The following is a 20745-nucleotide window of genomic DNA, read 5'->3' as shown; positions in this document are numbered from 1 at the left end:
TTAACGTGGCAGCGCGGTGCCCCATTCACGCCACTCTTTCGGTTCGCTTTCGAGCAACAGGAAGTGTTTGCCCGGCTGCGCTTTCGGTGCGAGCGGTGTGCCTGGTGGAGTCGCAAAGGCGATCCCGCCGCGAATGAACTGATTAAAGGTCCCGGTTTTCACCACGCCGCCGGTCAGACCGAAATCGAGGGAATATCCCGATGCCAGCCAGAAGACGGAGTTGTTGCGCACCAGATGCTGGTAGCGCTCGCTGATGCGCAGACCCACCATCACGCGATCTGACAGAGTTCCCAGCGTCAGGCCGGTGACGGTACCCACCTCAATTCCACGGAACAGCACCGGCGTGCCGATACTCATTGAGCCAGCTTCCGGGACTTCGACCACAATGCTCAGCCCGTCCAGATAGCGCGAGTCAGTGATGGTCGCTTCCTGCAGCTCAAAGTCGCGGCGCACGTTACCGTTTCCCGGCTCGACGTTAATGTACGGCTGGAGAATGGTATCGAGATGCTCAACGCCGGCGGCAGAGATCTGCGGTGTCACCACCGAGAAGCGCGTGCCGTTGCGGGCAAAGTTTTGCATGTACTCCGGATACAGCACCGCAGTGGCCTGCACTTCGTTACGCGCGGTAATCAGGGTCAGCTTCTGGAGCTGCCCGATATCAATGCCCAGATAGCGAATCGGCATCCCTTCAGAGAGTTTGCCTGCATCAAAGGCGTGGAGCGTAATCTGGCCGCCCACTGCGCGCGCCGCCGTTTCTGATGGATAGAGAATGCGTTTATCGCCTTTGCGCTGATTGGCCCCTGCACCGCTTAAATTATCGAAGCTAATGGCACCCCGCAGCGCGCGGGAGAGGGGAGAGGCCTGCACGGTCAGGCCGCTGCCGTTAAGCTGCACTTTCGCGCCACCTTCGGCCCAGAAGACGCTGTTGGCGGTCAGCAGATTGCGGTACTCCGGTTTAATATGCAGTTCGATATCAAACGCGTCGGCGCGTGGGCGCACGGTGATCACTTCGCCCACTTCAAACTTGCGGTACAGCACCACGGACCCGGCCTGCACGTCCGGCAGCGTGTCGGCGCGCAGGGTGAGGGTGGTGGTCGGCATATCGCTTAAGCTGTTTTCAATTGCTTTGTCCAGATTGGCGTACAGCGGATAGCTGTCGCGCATCTCACCTTTCTGGCCAGGCAGAATACGAACGCCGCCGTTGATCCATTCGCTGGCGCTGGCCCCGAGGAACTCGACGCCGTCCAGCCCGACTTTAACGTCTACCCGGCTGTTAACCACAAATTTGCTGTCGCCGTGTACCAGATCCCGGTATTGCGGATCGATGGCGACGGAGAAGGTGACACCTTTTTCCGTCAGCTTGCGTTCCAGAACCTGGCCGACCTGCACGCCGTGCAGAATCAGCGGCTGACCGGCTTCGATACCGTAGCTTTCAGGTGCCGTCAGGGTCAGTGTCATTACGCCGGGTTTTTGCAGTAAGGCTTTATCGGCGGGGGCGATAACGAAATTGTTGTTAGGCTGGCCTTCCCCTGGGATCAACTCAAAGGTGCTGCCCGTCAGCAGGCTGCTGATGCTGGCGTCACTCAACGAGATTTTCGGGTTCCGCAACTCGATGCGCGTTTTTTCACGCAGAAGGTCGACCACGCTCGGGTCCACCGTCATTTCGCCGGTCACGGAGCCGCCAGGGTTCAGCGTCAGTTTGGTGAGCTGGCCCACCTGCAACCCCTGATACATTAACGGCGTTGAACCGGCGTTCAGCCCTTTGGCGTCGGAGAGGGCCAGTTTGACAATGACGCCGCGCTGGCTGTGGGCCAGATCGGCGTACAGCCCGAAGTTATCATCGGCAGTGGCTGCATCAGAGTTCTCCGGTGAGTCGAAGGCGATAGCCCCATTAACCAGCGCCGCCAGGCTTTCGAGCTTCACTTTCGCGCCGCTGAAACTGACGTCGGCATCCACGCCTGACACATTCCAGAAGCGGCTGCCTTTTTTCACCAGGCCGGTGAAGCGCCGCTCGATCAGGACGTCGATAGTCACGCCCTGTTTGTTGGGGTTAATGGCGTAGTCATACACGCGCCCAACCGGAATTTTACGGAAGTAGACGATCGATCCGCTGTTGAGTGAGCCTAAATCCGGCGAATGCAGATGGATCATCAGATCGCCATTGTTCAGACGGTATTTTGGCTGGGTGTCCAGCGCGGTGAAATGGTCCTGCGGCTCACCTTTACCGGGCATCATGCCGATATAGTTCCCGCCGACCAGCGCGTCCAGCCCGGAAACGCCCGCCAGAGAGGCTTTAGGTGTCACCAGCCAGAACTGCGTATCACTGCGCAGGGAGTCTTGCATATCGGCTTTAATACTGGCGCGAACCTGAATTTTGTTCAGATCTTTACCGAGCCGGATATCCTCGACGGTTCCCACTTCGACGCCCTGGAAGCGCACAGGGGTACGCCCTGCGACGATGCCGTCCGCCGTCTGGAAGTCAATGGTGATGGTATTGCCGCGATCCTGATAGCTCGTCCAGATCAGCCAGCCCGCAATCATCAATGCGATGACGGGCAGCAACCAGAATGGCGAAATGCGGCGTTTTGTTTTAATTCTCGCTTCAGTCGTCGAAGCGGGCGTTTCCTGACTCATGTGCATCCCAAAGTAAGCGGCTATCCAGCCATTCCACTGCAAGAATAGTCAATATCACCGCAGAGCCGAAATAAAAAGCCGCGGGTCCCATGGTAAAAGCGAGTAACTGATCGCGATTGATCAGCGACATCATCAACGAAATAACAAACAGATCGAGCATCGACCAGCGGCCAATCCAGGTCACAAACCGCAGTAACAGGATCCGCGTGCGTAACCCTTGCTCACACTTAAACTGAATGCTGATGAGCAAGGTGAACATAACCAGAACTTTGGTAAAGGGCACAAGGATACTGGCAATAAAGACCACTCCCGCCACGGCAAAGTTACTGCTCGCCAGTGACACAATCCCCGACATGATAGTGTCTTCCTGCCGCGCACCGTTAACGTAAATGATCGAAATCGGTAACAGGTTAGCGGGAAGCAGCAGCACGATGGAGGCAATCAGTGCGGCCCAGCATTTTTGCAGGCTTTGCTTACGGCGCAGACGTAACGGAATGTGACAGCGCGGGCAGCGACCCCGTGCGTCGGGCAGGCCGGTAAAATGGCAGCCGAGGCAGACGCGCAGACTGGGATCAGGCCGCGTCGCCGGGCGCTGAGGATAAAAGCGCTCCCAGAGTTGTTCCACATTCAGATGGATCAGCGTCATGATGCTCAGTAATACCAGCGCGACAAAGGCAAACAGGCCGATGCCGGGCTGTAAAAAAGCGTAGTCCTGTACCTTAATCGACGCCACGCCGATGCCGACCAGATAGATATCCAGCATCACCCACTCTTTGAGCTTCTCGAGCATCAGCAGGACCGGGCGGAGATTCATGCCCAGAATATTGCCAAACCAGAGATAGGCAATGGCAGCCACCAGCACTAACGGCGCGCCGACGGTGCAAAACAGCACCATTGCGCCGGTCAGAGGATCGCCCTGCTGGGTCATTTGCCAGATCCCCATCAGCAGGTTGGCGTCGATACGCACGCCGAGCAGGTACAATTTGAGCAGCGGTTCGCCCCAGGCGAAGGGCATCAGCAGGAGCATGGTGACGGCCATCGCCGCCAGACGGGTGAGAGACCAGTCGCGTCCATCGCGAATTTTAGCGTCGCAGCGCGGGCAATACGCACTCTGATGCGATTTCATCTTCGGCAACATAAAAAGCGTATCGCACTGCGGACAACGCTGATAATGTTCACGAGGCAGCGCATCGCTGACCGAGTGGACAGTGATCTTTTTTGCCGGCGTAATTCTTGGAGTATTGAGTGCCATCAGTCGCGCATTAAAGGATTAATTAACGTTATATTAACTCATCTTGGGATTCATCTTGAGAATGAGCGCATTTAATGTTTATTTTATTAGGCTATGCTCTCTTTTTTGTACGACAACCAAGTGATTGATTAATGAACAAAACAGAATTCTACGCGGATTTGAACCGCGATTTCCAGGCATTGATGACAGGTGAGACCAGTTTTTTAGCGACACTGGCCAACACCAGTGCGCTGCTGTTTGAGCGTCTGTCGGATGTGAACTGGGCTGGTTTCTACCTTCTGGAAGGGGAAACGCTGGTGCTCGGACCCTTCCAGGGCAAGCTTGCCTGCGTGCGGATCCCTGTGGGGCGTGGTGTTTGTGGAACTGCGGTGGCGCAAAATCAGGTTCAGCGTGTTGAAGATGTGCATGCCTTCGACGGGCACATTGCGTGCGATTCGGCGAGTAACTCCGAAATCGTTCTGCCGCTGACCGTGAAAAATCAGATTATTGGCGTACTGGATATCGACAGCACGGTCTTTGGACGCTTTAGCGCCGAGGACGAACAAGGGCTGCGCGAACTGGTCGCTAATCTCGAAAACGTATTAAACGCGACCGATTATCAAAAATTCTTTGCGAGCGTCGCAGGATAATCAACGGATAACGTAGCATTTACTGATGGCGTCATTATAATGTCGCCTGTTCATGCCTGCGGCTAGTTGGCAACGTCCGTTGTAATCAGGAAATTTCATGGAAAATCAACCTAAGTTGAACAGTAGTAAAGAAGTCATTGCCTTTCTGGCTGAGCGTTTCCCACAGTGTTTCACTGCTGAAGGCGAAGCTCGTCCCCTGAAAATTGGTATTTTTCAGGATCTGGTAGCGCGCGTTGAGGGTGAGATGAATCTCAGCAAAACTCAACTGCGTTCTGCCTTACGTCTTTATACTTCAAGCTGGCGTTACCTTTACGGTATCAAGCTGGGCGCGACCCGTGTCGATCTCGACGGCAACCCTTGCGGTGAGCTGGACGAGCAGCACGTTGAGCACGCACGTAAGCAGCTTGAAGAGGCCAAAGCGCGTGTTCAGGCACAGCGTGCTGAGCAGCAGGCGAAAAAACGCGAAGCTGCTGCGGCAAATGGCCAAGAAGAAGCGCCTCGCCGTGAGCGTAAACCGCGTCCTGCTCCACGTCGTAGTGAGAACAGCGATCGCAAACCGCGTGCTGATAAACCAGCCGCTAAAGCACAGCGTGCGCCTCGCGAAGAACAACGCCACACTCCAGTTTCTGACATCAACGCCCTGAGCGTCGGTCAGGCTCTGAAGGTGAAAGCGGGTAACAATGCGATGGACGCCACCGTACTCGAAATCACCAAAGATGGCGTTCGTGTACAGCTGACTTCTGGTATGTCAATGATTGTACGCGCAGAACACCTGGTGTTCTGAAACGGAGGCCAAGCCTGGCATGAACACTCTTTTTAAGATCACCGCGCTGGCTGGCCTGTTTGCAATAACAGGCCACGCCTTCGCAGTGGACGATATAACGCGTGCGGATCAAATCCCGGTTTTAAAGGAAGAGACCCAGCACGCAACGGTCAGTGAGCGCGTCACTTCGCGCTTCACCCGTTCACATTATCGTCAGTTCGATCTCGATCAGGCCTTTTCGGCTAAGATTTTCGATCGGTATCTGAACCTGCTGGATTACAGCCACAACGTGCTGCTGGCCAGTGATATTGAACAGTTCGCTAAACGTAAAACCGACGTGGGCGATGAGCTGCGCAGCGGTAAACTCGACCTGTTCTACGATCTCTACAACCTATCCCAGAAGCGTCGTTTTGAACGTTATCAATACGCGCTGAAAGTGCTGGAACGTCCAATGGACTTTACCGGCAACGACAACTTTAATCTTGACCGCAGCAAAGCGCCCTGGCCGAAAGACGAAGCCGAGCTGAATGCGCTGTGGGACGGCAAAGTGAAATTCGATGAGCTGAGCCTCAAACTCACCGGTAAAGATGAGAAAGAGATCCGCGAAACGCTGACCCGTCGTTACAAATCAGCCATTCGTCGTCTGGCACAGACCAACAGTGAAGACGTGTTCTCCCTGGCGATGACCGCCTTTGCTCACGAAATCGACCCGCACACGAACTACCTCTCCCCACGCAACACTGAACAATTCAATACCGAGATGAGCCTGTCTCTGGAAGGGATTGGTGCGGTGCTGCAAATGGATGAAGACTATACGGTCATCAACTCCATGGTGGCAGGCGGCCCGGCGTCGAAAAGTAAAGCGATTAGCGTAGGCGATCGTATCGTCGGCGTCGGTCAAACGGGCCAGAACATGGTTGATGTGATCGGCTGGCGTCTGGATGACGTGGTCGCGCAGATCAAAGGCCCGAAAGGCAGCAAGGTTCGCCTTGAGATCCTGCCTGCGGGTAAAGGCACCAAAACCCGTATCGTGACCCTGACGCGTGAGCGCATTCGTCTTGAAGATCGCGCTGTGAAAATGTCCGTGAAAACCGTCGGCAAAGAAAAAGTCGGCGTGCTTGATATTCCGGGCTTCTACGTTGGCCTGACAGACGATGTCAAAGTCCAGTTGCAGAAGCTTGAAAAGCAGAATGTCAGCAGCGTGATTATCGACCTGCGTACCAACGGCGGTGGGGCACTGACCGAAGCGGTTTCGCTTTCTGGCCTGTTTATCCCATCTGGTCCGGTTGTTCAGGTTCGCGATAACAACGGTAAAGTGCGTGAAGACGCCGATACCGATGGTGTCGTGTACTACAAAGGTCCGCTGGTGGTGCTGGTCGATCGCTTTAGCGCCTCAGCATCAGAAATCTTTGCCGCGGCGATGCAGGACTATGGTCGTGCGCTGATTGTGGGTGAACCAACCTTCGGTAAAGGCACGGTGCAGCAGTACCGTTCCCTTAACCGTATTTACGATCAGATGCTGCGTCCTGAGTGGCCTGCGCTGGGTTCCGTACAGTACACCATTCAGAAGTTCTATCGCGTGAATGGCGGCAGTACGCAACGTAAAGGCGTGACCCCGGACATCATGATGCCGACCGGTACCGAAGAGACGGAAACGGGCGAGAAGTTTGAAGATAACGCGTTGCCGTGGGACAGCATTAATGCTGCCACCTTCGTAAAAGCGGGCGACATGACCCAGTTTGGTCCTGAGCTGCTGAAAGCGCATAACGATCGCATCGCGAAAGATCCGGAATTCCAGTACATCATGAAGGACATTGCTCGCTTTAATGCCCTGAAAGAAAAACGGAATATCGTCTCGCTTAACTTCGCTCAGCGTGAAAAAGAGAACAACGAAGATGATGCCACGCGTCTGGCACGCATCAACGATCGCTTTAAACGTGAAGGCAAGCCGTTACTGAAAAACCTGGATGACCTGCCGAAGGATTACCAGGAGCCCGATCCGTATCTGGATGAGACGGTGCATATCGCTCTCGACCTGGCAAACCAGGAAAAGAGCAAGCCCGCCGTTCAGCCCGCTCCGGCAAAATAACACCTCAACAGGCACAAGAAATTGTGCCTGTTTTTTTTAGTTCTGCATCCTCCCGTCAGCAAGCCCATAAACAATGTAAAGTTGTGTCTTTCTGGTGACTTACGCCCCCTGAATCCTTGAAAATGGCCACAATACCCATACGATGTGGGTAATCGCATAGTGCGTTTTGTTAAACAGAGGTTAAAAGAAAATTATGATGCGAATCGCGCTCTTCCTGGTCACCAACCTTGCGGTTATGGTGGTTTTCGGGCTTGTGCTAAGCCTGACAGGGATCCAATCGAGCAGCGTTCAAGGTCTGCTGATTATGGCGCTGCTGTTCGGTTTTGGTGGATCGTTTATTTCGCTGCTGATGTCCAAGTGGATGGCACTGAAATCGGTCGGTGGGGAAGTGATCGAGCAGCCACGTAACGATATGGAACAGTGGCTGATGAATACGGTGGCACAACAGTCTCGCCAGGCGGGTATTGCTATGCCGCAGGTGGCGATTTACCACGCGCCGGACATTAACGCCTTTGCTACCGGTGCGCGCCGCGATGCCTCGCTGGTGGCCGTGAGCACCGGTCTGTTGCAGAACATGAGCCGTGACGAAGCGGAAGCAGTTATTGCCCATGAAATCAGCCACATCGCCAACGGTGACATGGTCACCATGACCTTGATTCAGGGCGTGGTAAACACCTTCGTTATCTTCATCTCTCGTATCCTGGCGCAGATTGCTGCCGGATTTATGGGCGGAAATCGTGATGAAGGTGAAGAGAGCAACGGCAACCCGCTGATTTACTTCGCTGTCGCGACAGTGCTGGAGCTGGTGTTCGGTATTCTGGCGAGCATTATTACCATGTGGTTCTCCCGTCATCGTGAGTTCCATGCGGATGCGGGCTCGGCAAAACTGGTAGGCCGCGAGAAGATGATTGCTGCGCTTCAGCGTCTGAAAACCAGCTACGAACCGCAGGAAGCGACCAGCATGATGGCATTCTGCATCAATGGTAAATCGAAATCGCTGAGCGAACTGTTCATGACTCACCCGCCGCTGGATAAACGTATCGAAGCGCTGCGCAGTGGGGAATACATCAAGTAAGCGAGCAGTATGAGAAAGAAGCCGGGTTGAGCAGACATTGCCGCCCGGCTTTTTTTATGCCTGAGCTCGGGGTTGCGTCACGCGCAGACCGCTGATAATGGCGGCGATAGTCGCCAACGTTCCGGCGGTAAACAGGGCCAGATGTGTGCCATTCTGCCCGGCAAGGTTAAACATCAGCGCCACCAGTGCGGCACCAGAGCTTTGACCTAACAGGCGCGCGGTGCCGAGCATTCCACTGGCGCCGCCGCTGCGATGGCGCGGTGCGGCAGTAATGATGGTGTGGTTGTTCGGTGACTGGAACAGACCAAAACCGGCTCCGCACAGTACCATTCGCCAGATAATATCCAGATCCGTTGGCGCAGAAGGCAACATCGCCAGCGCGAATAGCCCGGTTGCCATCACCACCAGTCCTAGCGCACCCAGTAAACCCGCATGAACGCGTTCAATGAGATAGCCCGCAAGCGGGGCCATCACCATGGTTGCCAGCGGCCAGGGGGTCAGCAGCAGCCCGGTCTCCACTTCCGTTCGTCCAATCACCCCTTGCAAGAAAAAGGGCAGCGAAACCAGCGCCAGCATCTGGGCGCAGAACGAGCAGATGGACGTCCCGATGGAAAGAGAAAAGAGCGGAATACGCAGCAGATCAACAGGCAAAAGAGGGACGGGCAACGCCAGCTGACGGCGCACGAAAAAGTAGCCGATGATCAGCATCGCGACGATTTCAGCCGCAATGAGCGTGAGTGATTGTCCCTGAGCAAATCCGCTCAGCGCCGTGATCAGGAGACCAAAGGTCAGGGCATTCATCACTGCACTGGGAAGATCGAAACGCGGCATCGCGCTCTTAGCACTGTTTTCAGGCAAATAGCGCAGAGCAAAGAGCAGGGCGATAATCCCCAGCGGAACGTTAATCAGGAACAGCCACTGCCACGACGCCACCGAGAGAATCGCTGCCGCGATAGTCGGCCCGGCGGCAGACGAGACTGCGACAATGAAAGAGTTAATCCCCATCCCGCGCCCAAGCTGGCGCTGAGGGTATATCAGGCGGATCAGCGCGGTATTGACGCTCATCAGCGCTGCCCCGCCAAACCCCTGCGCAATACGCGCAAATGTCAGGGTGTGCAGCGAGTCAGACAGAGCGCAAAAAAGAGAGGTCAGGGTAAAGACGACCAGCCCGCACTGGTAGACGCGGCGATAGCCGAACATGTCGCCGAGAAACGAGAATGAAAGCAGTGAAACTACGATGGCGATCTGGTAAGCATTGACCACCCAAATGGAGCTGGCGGGAGACGCGTGCAGGTCGCTGGCGATGGTCGGGAGCGCCACGTTGGCTATGGCACCATCAAGCACCGCCATTGAAATACCAATGATAATGGTCGCGATCGCGCCGTACCGTTGCGGTAAGGGCAAGCCATCAGAGGACAGTTTTTCCATGGGAAATGAAACGCTCAGAGTGATATTATTATCAGAATCACTATTTTAGCACTGTTATTTCGGTTTTATGTCGCAGATTTGTAACGAAGTAAACGCAGATTGATTGCAGCATCTCGGTCACGAATTTATAATAAAAACCGGTTCTGATTTTTATAAAACACTCTCAATGAGGTGATAAATGGCAATCGCAGATTTGGATAAGCAGCCAGATTCTGTTTCTTCCGTGCTGAAGGTGTTTGGCATCTTACAGGCGCTGGGTGAAGAGCGCGAAATTGGTATTACAGAGTTATCGCAGCGTGTGATGATGTCAAAAAGCACCGTTTATCGCTTTCTGCAAACCATGAAATCCCTGGGTTATGTCGCACAGGAAGGTGAATCAGAGAAATATTCTCTGACCCTGAAACTGTTCGAACTCGGTGCCCGCGCGCTGCAAAACGTCGATCTGATCCGCAGCGCGGACATTCAGATGCGCGAGCTTTCACGCTTAACGAAAGAGACCGTCCACCTGGGCGCGCTGGATGAAGACAGCATTGTCTACATCCATAAAATCGACTCTATGTACAACCTGCGCATGTATTCGCGCATTGGTCGTCGTAACCCGCTCTACAGTACCGCCATCGGTAAAGTGCTGTTGGCGTGGCGCGATCGCGAGGAAGTCAAAGAGATCCTTGAAGGTGTGGAATACAAACGAAGCACCGAGCGCACTATCACCAGCACTGAAGAGTTGCTGGCCGTGCTGGATCACGTGCGTGAGCAGGGTTACGGCGAAGACAATCAGGAGCAGGAAGAGGGGCTGCGTTGTATCGGCGTTCCAGTGTTTGACCGCTTCGGTGTCGTCATTGCAGGCCTGAGCATTTCATTCCCGACGCTGCGCTTCTCTGAAGAGCGTCTGCACGAGTATGTTGCCATGCTGCACACCGCAGCACGCAAGATTTCAGAACAAATGGGTTACAACGACTATCCGTTCTGAATTCAACAATAAAAAACGCCGCTGAAAATGCGGCGTTTCTGTATCCGTGAGTCAATCGACTTATCCGTTGTCGATCACTGTCTCGCTTTTGCGCAGAACCGGGCAGTTTGATAAACCAATAATTCCGCTGTCGCTGTGGAGATATTGCGCGGTACTGGTGCCTCGGGCAGTCAGATATTTACACTGAATCCCCAGTCCTGCCGCATTTTCTGTGCTTCCCACCAGCACGCCGTATCCCGTCAGTAATAAACCAATCCATAAAATGGCCAGGACAATAATTGTCCGAATAATGATGCGCATGAATGCCTCATTTTTTTGCTAATAATGCTATTAAGCGTAATAGTTTTACTCTATGAAACAAGTGCATGATTCCGAAAATTTTCTGATGCAGGTACAGTTAGCCCTTGTTTAAGATAACCGTGATAACCTGGTCATATCAGGTCAAAAGACGGAGTGTGGAGTGAAAAAGTTTCGCTGGGTAATTCTGGTTGTTGTACTGATTGCCTGTGTCATTTTGTGGACACAGACGATCAATGTCATGTGCGATCAGGATGTACAGTTTTTTAGCGGCATTTGCGCAATAAATCAATTCATCCCCTGGTAGTATTCATTTTTCTAACAGATGGTACCCTTCCTCTGCGTCAGTGCTAAAATGGCGTTTTTATTGAGGTGGTAAAATGGGTGAGTTACTGAATTCGGGGCTACTGAACGTAGCCTCACTGGCGATCTCTCTGGTCGTGATGATTATCGGCCTGGCGCTGTGGTTCTTTGTGAATCGCGCCAGTTCTCGCACGGATGAGCAGATTGAACTGCTGGAAGCCTTGCTTGATCAGCAGAAACGCCAGAATGCGTTGCTGCGTCGTCTGTGCGAAGCTAACGAGCCGGAAGAGAAAGAAGTCCCAAAAGCCGCTGAAGCAGTGGTAAACGAAGACGAAGATGATTTCATTCGTCTGGTGGCTGAACGCTAACGGATGAGCGGGGGAGGTGGCTGTGGTCTGGAAAAATCCCTGGTATAACCCCTCCCTGAAACATCATGCTCCCGATGGGTTTCGCAACCTCGACTTTACTGGCCATCAGCCCGGTGACGTTGAACGGTGGCGCAAGGAGCGCAAAGCGGCGGGATTACCCAAACCGCCCACGCCGGGTTATGACGAATTTATCCGCCAGTGGTGGCAGCCTGCCGAACTGAACGACCGGCCAGAAGATGGCGTCTGGTGGCTGGGACATGCCAGTGTGCTGCTGCGTTTAAGCGGGCAATATTTGCTGACCGATCCTGTTTTTTCCCGACGCGCCTCGCCGCTCCCTTTTCTTGGACCGCAACGCAAGACACCCCCGGTTTTAACCGTCGACACGCTTCCACACATTGATGCGTTGGTGATTTCCCACAACCATTACGATCATCTCGATTCCGCTACTGTCCGCCACCTGTTGCGGCGTTTCCCTGAACTCACTGTATTTGTGCCGCTGGGCCTCGGCGACTGGTTTCGTCGTCGCGGTGCTAAAAATATTCTTGAGCTGGACTGGTGGCAGAGCGCTGTGTTTCAGGGGATTACGCTGACCGCCGTTCCGGCCCAGCACTGGAGTATGCGCACTTTCTGGGACAGAAATCGCTCATTGTGGTGCGGCTGGGTATTTGAAGGGGCAGATCAGCGTTTTTGGTTTAGCGGTGATACGGGTTATACACCAGAGCTGCTCGCCATCCCGCAGCGCTTGGGGCAGATTACCGCCGCTGCACTGCCCGCCGGGGCGTATGCACCACGCTGGTTCATGTCGGCCCACCATATGGATCCGCAATCTGCCATCAAGCTCTGGCAGCAAATGGGAATGCCGCTCGCATTTCCGATTCACTGGGGTGTGTTCGAGCTGGCCGACGAGTCCCTCGACGAGCCGGTGCTGGAGCTTACTCAGGCGCTGGAAAATGAAGCGGGGATTAACGACAAGTTTAGAATATTGAAAATTGGTCAATATTTATCCCTGTGATCTAATACCGCCTCGCTGAATATATTCTCTATTCCAACCCTGTCCCTCAGATGTATTTCCATCGAAACGTTTTTCTTGCTTTCTTTTGCACCAGGATGAAAGACGTTTCATTATTTTGGTGCAATACACCAAACTGTCATCTCCGACATATATGATGAAGCCGCACAATTTATAGCCGGTTTATTTCAGTGTAAAACTCAAACCCTTACGTTGATTTCAGCATAACTTTTCGCAAATTGTTCTAACTCAATCATTGCATTCATTAAACTTTCGGCGCTGGCTGGATCTATATCAAAGATTGAGCTAAGGTAAAATTGCTTTAGATTACAGGCGCTACGCTGGCGCCTGTCTTGCGGTTCGCTTTGGTCTGGCGGCGGCAGTGCGCGCAAGCAGTTATGCATAATGTCGCAGGCTGAGATCGGAGTTTGTGCGGCGGATCTAGACACGTTTAAAAATGGCTTGCCATAATTATCGTTGTATGTAATAACACGTTTTGGGTCAAACGAGGTACAGTTCTGTTTATGTGTGGCATTTTCAGTAAAGAAGTCCTGAGTAAACACGTTGTCGTTGAATACCGCTTCTCTGCCGAACCTTATATTAGTGCCTCAAGCAGTAATGTCTCAGTTTTATCTATGTCAATGCCTGCGGGCTAAGAAAACAATCTAAGGAATTTTGCAAATGGCAAAGATTAAAGGTCAAGTTAAGTGGTTCAACGAGTCTAAAGGTTTTGGTTTCATTACTCCTGCTGACGGCAGCAAAGATGTGTTCGTACACTTCTCTGCAATCCAGGGTAACGGCTTCAAAACTCTGGCTGAAGGCCAGAACGTTGAGTTCGAAATTCAGGACGGCCAGAAAGGTCCGGCTGCTGTTAACGTAACCGCTATCTGATCGAATCCCTGCTGACTTAGAAGCGCTACGGCGCCTCACACTCAGACATCAAGCCTCGCGTATGCGGGGCTTTTTTAATCCTCTTTTTTCAAAATGTTACCCCGTTCGCTTCTGTTCGTAGTTTGTTGCAAAGCTGCGAGATTAGAAGCATTGTTTTCGCACCTAATGTCACGTTTTTCCCGTTAAATCAGGGCGTTGTTAATCTGACCTGGAGTCCGGGTGAAAAAGAAAACCTCTGATCCTGCCGGAAACTTCACCCCGGCGCGTTTTGTCCTGCTGTGTATCGCCATTCTAGGTAGTCTTGCCTTTCTGCTGGGCCGCGTCGCATGGCTGCAAATCATCAAGCCTGACAACCTGGTAAAACAGGAAGATATGCGATCTCTGCGCGAAGTGGCGATTAACGCCCCGCGTGGGATGATCACCGATCGCGAAGGCCGTCCGCTGGCGGTGAGTGTGCCGGTACAGGCAGTCTGGGCCGATCCGAAAACGGTTCTTGCGAAAGGCGGCGTCGGCTTTGATGACCGCTGGCAGGCGCTTGCCAGTGCGCTGCATATTTCGCTGAGCAGCCTGGCTGCGCGGATCAACAGCACCCCTCAGGGGCGCTTTATTTACCTTGCCCGTCAGGTTGACCCTTCTCAGGCGCAGTGGATCGATAAGCTCAACCTGCCGGGGATCAATCTGCGCGACGAATCGCGCCGTTTTTATCCCGCCGGGCATGTGGCGGCCAATTTGCTCGGATTCACTAACATCGACGGGCAGGGGATTGAAGGCGTAGAAAAGAGTTTCAACGCGCAGCTGACCGGTAAACCTGGCGTGCGGCGGGTGAGGGAAGATCGCTACGGTCACGTGATCGAGAATCTGACGGAGGTCTCGCCGGTTCCTGCGCACAATATCCAGCTGAGCATCGACGAGCGACTCCAGACCATCACCGAAGACGCGCTGGACAACGCCGTCGCGTGGAACAAAGCTGAGTCGGGCGCGGCGGTGCTGATCAACGTACAAACCGGGGAAATTCTCTCAATGGCGAGTTTCCCGGATTTCAATCCGAATAACAGGGAAGGGGCCACGCTGAATGATTTCCGTAATCGGGCGATCAGCGACACCTTCGAACCTGGCTCAACCGTCAAACCGCTGGTTTTGATGACCGCGCTCCAGCAGGGCCTCGTCCAGCCCGACAGCGTGATTGATACCCATCCCTATACGCTCGACGGCCACCGCATTCGCGACGTCGGCTACTATCCGGAGCTGTCCCTCACCGGCATCCTGCAAAAATCGAGCGATACGGGCGTCTCCCGCCTGTCACTGGCGATGCCAATTCAGCATCTGCTGGATACCTATCAGGGCTTCGGTTTTGGGACGTCTACCGGACTGGGGCTGACCGGGGAGAGCAGCGGCCTGTTACCGCAACGTAAATTTTGGAGTCAGCTCGATCGTGCCACCTTCGCGTTTGGCTATGGTCTGATGGTCACGCCGCTGCAGCTGGCGCATGTGTATGCCACTATCGGCAGCTATGGCCTGGAGCGGCCGCTGTCGATCACGCGAATCGATCCACCGGTTATGGGGCACCAGGTGATGCCGGAAGAGATTGTGCATCAGGTGGAACATATGATGGAGAGCGTCGCGCTGCCGGGCGGTGGCGGAATTAAAGCGGCGGTACGCGATTATCGGGTGGCCATAAAAACAGGTACCGCGAAAAAGATTGGTGATGACGGAAAGTATGTCGACAAATATGTCGCTTACACGGCAGGCGTGGCGCCAGCCAGTCATCCGATGTTTGCCCTGGCTGTGGTGATTAACGATCCGCAAAACGGCAGTTATTACGGCGGGGCGGTCTCTGCACCGGTATTCAGCCAGATTATGGGAGATGTTTTGCGCATTGAGAACGTTGAGCCGGACGGTTTACCGCCTGATTCGAACCATCTTATCGTGATGCGTTAAGCCAGGCGTTTTATACCAGGGCGAATAGCGGTACACTTTCGCCCTTTGATATTGTCTGGAGTTACCATGTCATTCAGTTGTCCCTTATGCCACGCGCTGCTGACGCACGACGAAAATAGCTATACCTGTCCGCAGGGGCACCGGTTTGACAAGGCGAAAGAAGGGTATGTGAATTTGCTGCCCGTTCAGCACAAACGCTCCCGCGATCCGGGTGATTCCGCTGAGATGATGCAGGCGCGCCGCGCGTTTCTCGACGCCGGGCATTATCAGCCGCTGCGCGATGCTGTCGCTGAGTGGCTCACCACATTGCTTGAGCAGAACGCCACTTCTGTGCTCGATATTGGCTGCGGAGAAGGCTACTACACGGCGGCATTTGCCCAGGTAGCCAGCGAAAAAGGCGCGCAAACAGTCGGCCTGGATGTGTCGAAATCAGCGATCCGTGCGGCGGCGAAGCGCTATCCGCAGGTCACTTTCTGCGTCGCCTCCAGCCATCGTCTGCCGTTTGAAGATGCCAGCCAGGACGCTATAATCCGTATTTACGCCCCGTGCAAGGCAGAAGAGCTGGCGCGAGTGGTTAAACCGGGCGGATGGGTCATCACGGTAACGCCAGGGCCGAAACACCTGATGGAAATGAAAGGGCTGATTTACGATGAGGTTCGCCTGCATGCGCCGCATTCTGAACAGCTTAGCGGTTTTACGCTGCGCCAGGCGCAGTCATTGGGCTATGAAATGAGCCTGACGGGTGAAGAGGCAGTGGCGCTGTTACAGATGACGCCATTTGCGTGGCGGGCTAAACCGGAAGTGTGGGAAACCTTAGGAAAACAAGACGTGTTCCGCTGCCAGACAGATTTTGGTCTTCATTGCTGGCAGCGCGAGAGTTAACCGTAGAAGTGCGACCAGAGAATCTGACCGCCAATCCCGATTAAAACAATACCGCCCAGAATTTCGGCTCGCTTACCTAACAGCGGGCCGATAAATCGCCCGACCATCATTCCCAGCGTCGACATAATCAACGTCGCGCAGCCGATAGCCAGCGCCGTGGCGATAATATTGACCTGCAAGAATGCCAGACCGACACCGACCGCCATCGCATCCAGACTGGTGGCGATCGCGGTGGTGACCAGCAGCCAGAAGCCGTGGCGATGGATCGGCGCGTCATCTTCATCGGCATTACCGCGACAGCCTTCGATAACCATTCGCCCGCCGAGGAACGCCAGCAGAATAAAGGCAATCCAGTGGTTCCATTCCAGCACAAACTGACTGGCGAGCATGCCAAGTGCCCAGCCGATCAACGGGGTGAGGGTTTCGATAGCGCCAAAGATAAGACCTGTACGAAGGGCTTCTGAGAATTTAGGTTTGTGGAGTGTGGCACCTTTACCGATGGAAGCAGCGAAAGCGTCCATGGACATGCCGAAAGCGAGAAGGATCGTTGCAGAGATATTCATTTAAAGCGTCCAGACCGGGGATATCCATATGACACATCACTGCCCCCAGTAAACAGCAGTTGATGTCTCAATGGTCTCGCCTGATCTCAGTGCACATGAACTGACTGTGCAGAAAGCGATCCGTACGCACCACGTCTTTCAACGAGTATGTTGACACGTACATTTCCCAGGGACGGGAAATCGGCTACTCCCCAACGACGGCGCAACCTTAACATATTTTGAGAATATAAAACAACAACAGGAAGGTATTATTCTATTAACCAATTGATAACGATTTTCATTTAGATTTATTGGTGAGAATAACGTTAAGGAATATAAGTTAATTCTGAAGGGAATATAGCTGTGGCTATATATTGTTCGGGTGAGTCGGAGACAATATATAGCCATTGCTATAATGATAACCTATTGAGTTTTAACCATTAGTTTGTATATTTTCTCAAGGTCATCAATATTTTTCACCCGAATGAGTAATCGTCGCTGTTCTAATTGCATTACCAGTACGCCGTCCTCGGATAAATTCATCTCTTTAATACGGTTATATTCTATCCATACATTGGCGAAGAAAAAGCCATGATTTTTGAAGAGGATCTTTGGCACTCTGATCCAGAAGAGATAAATCGCCATTAATGCCAGCGCACATAATAACCATGTGGTTAATAAAGCACCGTGGCTCATCGCATTGTTGTAAATCAGAATGGCGAGCAGACCGGCGAAGATAAACGCATCAACCCGACCGCGACGCAGAAGAGGGATGGCAAGCAGTGTCTCGCCGTGGCGGCGCGGCATGATGAATTCGTCGTAAATGGCGTATGCCAGAAGGGCAACAATAAACAGAACCAGTACGATGTCCGTAACCGTCATTCGTCCTCCAGAATAAAAAACCGGGGGCAAGCCCCCGGCGGATAAAGCAAAAACTTACAGACCCAACAGGCCGATAGCGTAGCCCACGATACCGATGACGAAGAAGCCAACGATAATCCACAGGGCGTTCACTTTCTTACGCAGCAGCCACATACAGGCGAAGGTCAGCAGCAGCGGCACCAGGCCCGGCATCAACTGGTCAAGGATGGTCTGCACGGTAGTCACACGCGTTTGTCCGTCCTGACCGGTAATGGTCGAGACGACAAGCGGGATGTTAACGTGCGTCCACTTGTTAACCAGTGCCCCCATGACAAACAGGCCGAGAATTGACGCCCCCTCGGTCAGTTTTTGCAGGAAGCCGCCGCCCATATCAGAAACGATATCGACACCTTTGCGATAGCCGTAAGCGACGCCGTAGTAACGGGTAGCCAGACGAACGGCGTTAAACAGAATGAAGAACAGCAGTGGACCGAGCAGGCTGCCGCTCATCGCGATGCCCGCGCCGAGTGCTGCGAAGACCGGACGCACGGTACCCCAGAAGATTGGGTCGCCCACGCCTGCCAGCGGCCCCATCAAACCGACTTTGATACCGTTAATGGCACCATCGTCAATCTCTGCGCCGTTTGCACGCTGCTCTTCCATTGCCAGCGTCACGCCCAGAACCGGAGCTGCAACGTAAGGATGGGTGTTAAAGAATTCCAGGTGACGTTTAATCGCCTGGCGACGCGCTTCGTTATTTTCCGGATACAGGCGTTTGATGGCCGGTACCATGGAGAAGCAGAAGCCCAGCGCCTGCATACGTTCGAAGTTCCATGACCCCTGGAACAGGTTAGAACGCAGGAATACGCCACGAATATCACCCGGAGTGAGTTTTTTCTCAGTGGTAGTTTTTGTCATATCAACCATTTCGCTCACCTGCTAGTCCAGTTCGTTATCGAGATCGTTGTTACCAGCAGCCTGCGCTGGTGCACCCGCGACGCGGTTATATTTCGGGCTCAGCTGGATGTACAGAATCGCCATCACCGCACCAATCACACCCAGAGCAACTAGGTTGAAGTTAGTGAACGCCGCAGTAACAAAGCCGAGGTAGAAGAACGGCATCAGGTAGCCTGCGCGCATCATGTTGATGACCATCGCGTAACCGACTACCACGATCATGCCACCCGCGATGTTCAGACCGCCGGTCACGACTTCTGGAATCGCGTTCAGCATGCTCTGGACTTCGCTGGTACCTACAGAGATCGCCACGATAACCGCCGGGATAGCAATACGCATGGCCTGCAGGAACAGAGAGGAAACGTGGATCCACGAGAGGGCCGTCAGGTTGCCATTATCGGCCGCCTTATCCGCCGCATGCTGGAAGGCCACGGTGATAGTACGAACGATGATGGTCAGAACCTGGCCTGCTGCTGCCAGTGGGATAGCCAGTGCGATACCGGCACCGATGCTTTGGTGACCGGCAATAACCAGAACCGTTGAGATGATAGATGCCAGCGCGGCATCAGGTGCAACCGCCGCACCGATGTTCATCCAGCCCAGGGCGATCATTTCCAGCGTACCACCGATGATAATACCGGTTTTCATATCGCCAAGAACGGCGCCAATCAACGTACAGGCCACCAGAGGGCGGTGGAACTGAAATTCATCAAGTACGGATTCCATACCCGCAATACACGCGACGATGAACACCAGCACAATCTGAAGAGTGGTAATCTCCATTGTACTTCTCCTATAACATAAGCTTTATGTGAAAAATCAGCGCCTGGGTTATTTCCCAACTTTGCCGATCAAATCCATCATTTTCAGTTTCTGATCCGTGGAAACCTTACGGGCTTCCAGCTCAATACCGCGTGCATTCAGCTTATTGAAGGCTTCGATATCTTTTTCATCGACTGAAATCGCGTTATTCACCTGCGTTTTGCCCTGACGGAACGCCATACCGCCAATGTTGACGGAGGTGATCTTCACGCCGCCTTCAACAATGCGCTCGACGTCTGTCGGGTTGGTGAACAGGAGCATCACACGCTCGCCCGCATATTTCGGGTTGTTATACACGCGGATCATCTTGGCGACGTCCACGACGTGTGCGGTAACGCCCGGAGGAGCAACCTGGGTGAGAAGGGTTTTACGCACGTGATCGGCAGCCACTTCGTCGCTGACGACGATAATGCGTTTCACGTTGGTCTCTTTGGTCCAGCGTGTTGCCACCTGGCCGTGGATTAAACGGTCATCGATACGCGCAAGCCCGATCACCATGTAATCGTTCGCGCCCATCGGTTTTGTCGGGACCGCTGCTTTCACTGCCGCTGCGACCGGAGCCGGTTTCTCAACCGGTTGTGCTTTCAGCGCTTTCACGCCTTCGCGACCGGTTTCGACTGCCAGAGCGACCAGTTCGTCAAAGCTCGGGTTATCATCGCGGGCCATCAGCGTTTCCACCAGCATCGGGATGTTTACGCCAGCGACAACTTCATGATGCTCTTTATCGACGACAATGCGGCTGGCGGCGTTAAACGGACTGCCACCCCATGTATCAACGAGAAACAGCACGCCTTTGCTGGTATCCAGTTTCTCCAGCTGAGCAGTGTATTTTTCAATCAGCGTTTCAGCGTTTTCGCCAGGGACGAAATCGATCCAGCCAACGTTTTCCTGCTCACCCAACAGCATTTCTGCGGTTTTGAGTAACTGCTCTGCAGCCCAACCATGTGTGCCTATCACAATAGCAATGGTCACTTGCTACCTCCTTTTATTATCATGAATACATCTGCCAGGCAGATGTACTGAGAATCTTCCCCA

Annotated in this window: 20 protein-coding genes and 1 pseudogene; 12 read left to right on the top strand and 9 right to left on the bottom strand. The window is 53.6% G+C overall.

Translation table 11 applies throughout. The features are described from left to right. Both ABIE11_RS04725 and yebS read right to left on the bottom strand, forming a co-directional pair. Entirely contained in the window at positions 1-2634 is a 2634-nt protein-coding gene (locus tag ABIE11_RS04725) for a PqiB family protein (protein ID WP_100779804.1), read from the bottom strand. Beyond that, a complete protein-coding gene (yebS, locus tag ABIE11_RS04720; protein ID WP_100779805.1) occupies positions 2603-3886 on the bottom strand; it encodes a membrane integrity lipid transport subunit YebS in 1284 nt (427 codons plus the stop codon). Before yebS ends, ABIE11_RS04725 begins: the two co-directional genes overlap by 32 nt. Positions 3887-4017: 131 nt before the next feature. On the opposite strand from yebS, the gene ABIE11_RS04715 reads away from it, so the two are divergent. The 4 genes from ABIE11_RS04715 to htpX all read left to right on the top strand — a co-directional run bounded on the left by ABIE11_RS04715 (position 4018) and on the right by htpX (position 8442). Next, a complete protein-coding gene (locus tag ABIE11_RS04715) occupies positions 4018-4515 on the top strand; it encodes a GAF domain-containing protein (protein ID WP_100779806.1) in 498 nt (165 codons plus the stop codon). 97 nt (positions 4516-4612) lie between these two features. Beyond that, positions 4613-5299, top strand: coding sequence for an RNA chaperone ProQ (gene proQ / locus ABIE11_RS04710; RefSeq protein ID WP_100779807.1), 687 nt, complete (start codon positions 4613-4615; stop codon positions 5297-5299). Positions 5300-5318: 19 nt separating this feature from the next. After that, positions 5319-7367 carry a carboxy terminal-processing peptidase gene (gene prc / locus ABIE11_RS04705; RefSeq protein ID WP_100779808.1) on the top strand — a complete coding sequence of 683 codons (2049 nt, stop codon included), beginning with the start codon at positions 5319-5321 and terminating at the stop codon, positions 7365-7367. Positions 7368-7560: 193 nt separating this feature from the next. Continuing rightward, positions 7561-8442 carry a protease HtpX gene (htpX, locus tag ABIE11_RS04700; protein WP_100779809.1) on the top strand — a complete coding sequence of 294 codons (882 nt, stop codon included), beginning with the start codon at positions 7561-7563 and terminating at the stop codon, positions 8440-8442. A gap of 54 nt (positions 8443-8496) precedes the next feature. Here htpX and ABIE11_RS04695 read toward each other — a convergent pair whose 3' ends face one another. Then, a complete protein-coding gene (locus ABIE11_RS04695) occupies positions 8497-9870 on the bottom strand; it encodes an MFS transporter (protein ID WP_100779810.1) in 1374 nt (457 codons plus the stop codon). Positions 9871-10048: 178 nt separating this feature from the next. On the opposite strand from ABIE11_RS04695, the gene kdgR reads away from it, so the two are divergent. After that, positions 10049-10840 (top strand): DNA-binding transcriptional regulator KdgR, encoded by a 792-nt coding sequence (kdgR, locus tag ABIE11_RS04690; protein WP_100779811.1) that lies wholly within the window; start codon positions 10049-10051, stop codon positions 10838-10840. Positions 10841-10900: 60 nt separating this feature from the next. Here the strand turns inward: kdgR and ABIE11_RS04685 are convergent, their stop codons facing one another. Next, complete coding sequence (locus ABIE11_RS04685; protein ID WP_100779812.1) at positions 10901-11140, bottom strand: YobH family protein; 240 nt, start codon at positions 11138-11140, stop codon at positions 10901-10903. Between the two features lie 160 nt (positions 11141-11300). Here ABIE11_RS04685 and mgrB point away from each other — a divergent pair, with 160 nt between their 5' ends. The 7 genes and pseudogenes from mgrB (at position 11301) to rlmA (ending at position 16528) form a co-directional block, all read left to right on the top strand. Further along, positions 11301-11444 carry a PhoP/PhoQ regulator MgrB gene (gene mgrB, locus ABIE11_RS04680; RefSeq protein ID WP_100779813.1) on the top strand — a complete coding sequence of 48 codons (144 nt, stop codon included), beginning with the start codon at positions 11301-11303 and terminating at the stop codon, positions 11442-11444. A gap of 73 nt (positions 11445-11517) precedes the next feature. Beyond that, entirely contained in the window at positions 11518-11808 is a 291-nt protein-coding gene (locus ABIE11_RS04675) for a YebO family protein (RefSeq protein ID WP_107703371.1), read from the top strand. A gap of 22 nt (positions 11809-11830) precedes the next feature. Beyond that, a complete protein-coding gene (locus tag ABIE11_RS04670) occupies positions 11831-12820 on the top strand; it encodes an MBL fold metallo-hydrolase (RefSeq protein ID WP_429184064.1) in 990 nt (329 codons plus the stop codon). 521 nt (positions 12821-13341) lie between these two features. Further along, positions 13342-13486 (top strand): annotated as a pseudogene (locus ABIE11_RS04665) (DUF2627 domain-containing protein). 12 nt (positions 13487-13498) lie between these two features. Next, complete coding sequence (gene cspE / locus ABIE11_RS04660) at positions 13499-13708, top strand: transcription antiterminator/RNA stability regulator CspE (protein WP_001062678.1); 210 nt, start codon at positions 13499-13501, stop codon at positions 13706-13708. 219 nt (positions 13709-13927) lie between these two features. Beyond that, entirely contained in the window at positions 13928-15646 is a 1719-nt protein-coding gene (gene ftsI / locus ABIE11_RS04655; RefSeq protein WP_181826491.1) for a peptidoglycan glycosyltransferase FtsI, read from the top strand. A 66-nt stretch (positions 15647-15712) separates the two neighbouring features. Then, positions 15713-16528, top strand: a complete 816-nt coding sequence (gene rlmA / locus ABIE11_RS04650; protein ID WP_429184063.1) for a 23S rRNA (guanine(745)-N(1))-methyltransferase — start codon at positions 15713-15715, stop codon at positions 16526-16528. Here the strand turns inward: rlmA and mntP are convergent. The 5 genes from mntP to manX form a co-directional block, all read right to left on the bottom strand. Continuing rightward, a complete protein-coding gene (gene mntP, locus ABIE11_RS04645; protein ID WP_194513899.1) occupies positions 16525-17091 on the bottom strand; it encodes a manganese efflux pump MntP in 567 nt (188 codons plus the stop codon). The genes rlmA and mntP overlap by 4 nt on opposite strands. Before the next feature lie 402 nt (positions 17092-17493). Beyond that, positions 17494-17952 carry a DUF986 family protein gene (locus ABIE11_RS04640; RefSeq protein WP_429184062.1) on the bottom strand — a complete coding sequence of 153 codons (459 nt, stop codon included), beginning with the start codon at positions 17950-17952 and terminating at the stop codon, positions 17494-17496. Between the two features lie 54 nt (positions 17953-18006). Beyond that, positions 18007-18858 (bottom strand): PTS mannose transporter subunit IID, encoded by an 852-nt coding sequence (locus ABIE11_RS04635; RefSeq protein WP_154125742.1) that lies wholly within the window; start codon positions 18856-18858, stop codon positions 18007-18009. Positions 18859-18870: 12 nt separating this feature from the next. Then, a complete protein-coding gene (gene manY, locus ABIE11_RS04630; RefSeq protein ID WP_022648448.1) occupies positions 18871-19671 on the bottom strand; it encodes a PTS mannose transporter subunit IIC in 801 nt (266 codons plus the stop codon). 48 nt (positions 19672-19719) lie between these two features. Next, positions 19720-20682, bottom strand: coding sequence for a PTS mannose transporter subunit IIAB (gene manX / locus ABIE11_RS04625; RefSeq protein WP_102103961.1), 963 nt, complete (start codon positions 20680-20682; stop codon positions 19720-19722). Positions 20683-20745 lie beyond the last annotated feature (63 nt).

This window comes from Lelliottia sp. 489 (assembly GCF_050435885.1).
GTDB classification, from domain to species: Bacteria; Pseudomonadota; Gammaproteobacteria; order Enterobacterales; family Enterobacteriaceae; genus Enterobacter; species Enterobacter nimipressuralis.
The sequence above is the reverse complement of the archived record's forward strand: the minus strand, read 5'-3'. Positions and strand labels throughout refer to the sequence as shown.

What these genes read in the sequence shown, in the direction of transcription:
- rlmA (WP_429184063.1), top strand. Translation starts at nt 15,713, where the DNA reads ATGTCATTCAGTTGTCCCTTATGCCACGCGCTGCTGACGCACGACGAA.
- ABIE11_RS04635 (WP_154125742.1), bottom strand. Translation starts at nt 18,858, where the DNA reads ATGGTTGATATGACAAAAACTACCACTGAGAAAAAACTCACTCCGGGT.
- ABIE11_RS04695 (WP_100779810.1), bottom strand. Translation starts at nt 9,870, where the DNA reads ATGGAAAAACTGTCCTCTGATGGCTTGCCCTTACCGCAACGGTACGGC.
- kdgR (WP_100779811.1), top strand. Translation starts at nt 10,049, where the DNA reads ATGGCAATCGCAGATTTGGATAAGCAGCCAGATTCTGTTTCTTCCGTG.
- yebS (WP_100779805.1), bottom strand. Translation starts at nt 3,886, where the DNA reads ATGGCACTCAATACTCCAAGAATTACGCCGGCAAAAAAGATCACTGTC.
- ABIE11_RS04640 (WP_429184062.1), bottom strand. Translation starts at nt 17,952, where the DNA reads ATGACGGTTACGGACATCGTACTGGTTCTGTTTATTGTTGCCCTTCTG.
- prc (WP_100779808.1), top strand. Translation starts at nt 5,319, where the DNA reads ATGAACACTCTTTTTAAGATCACCGCGCTGGCTGGCCTGTTTGCAATA.
- ABIE11_RS04675 (WP_107703371.1), top strand. Translation starts at nt 11,518, where the DNA reads ATGGGTGAGTTACTGAATTCGGGGCTACTGAACGTAGCCTCACTGGCG.
- ABIE11_RS04725 (WP_100779804.1), bottom strand. Translation starts at nt 2,634, where the DNA reads ATGAGTCAGGAAACGCCCGCTTCGACGACTGAAGCGAGAATTAAAACA.
- cspE (WP_001062678.1), top strand. Translation starts at nt 13,499, where the DNA reads ATGGCAAAGATTAAAGGTCAAGTTAAGTGGTTCAACGAGTCTAAAGGT.
- manY (WP_022648448.1), bottom strand. Translation starts at nt 19,671, where the DNA reads ATGGAGATTACCACTCTTCAGATTGTGCTGGTGTTCATCGTCGCGTGT.
- ABIE11_RS04685 (WP_100779812.1), bottom strand. Translation starts at nt 11,140, where the DNA reads ATGCGCATCATTATTCGGACAATTATTGTCCTGGCCATTTTATGGATT.
- mntP (WP_194513899.1), bottom strand. Translation starts at nt 17,091, where the DNA reads ATGAATATCTCTGCAACGATCCTTCTCGCTTTCGGCATGTCCATGGAC.
- ABIE11_RS04715 (WP_100779806.1), top strand. Translation starts at nt 4,018, where the DNA reads ATGAACAAAACAGAATTCTACGCGGATTTGAACCGCGATTTCCAGGCA.
- proQ (WP_100779807.1), top strand. Translation starts at nt 4,613, where the DNA reads ATGGAAAATCAACCTAAGTTGAACAGTAGTAAAGAAGTCATTGCCTTT.
- htpX (WP_100779809.1), top strand. Translation starts at nt 7,561, where the DNA reads ATGATGCGAATCGCGCTCTTCCTGGTCACCAACCTTGCGGTTATGGTG.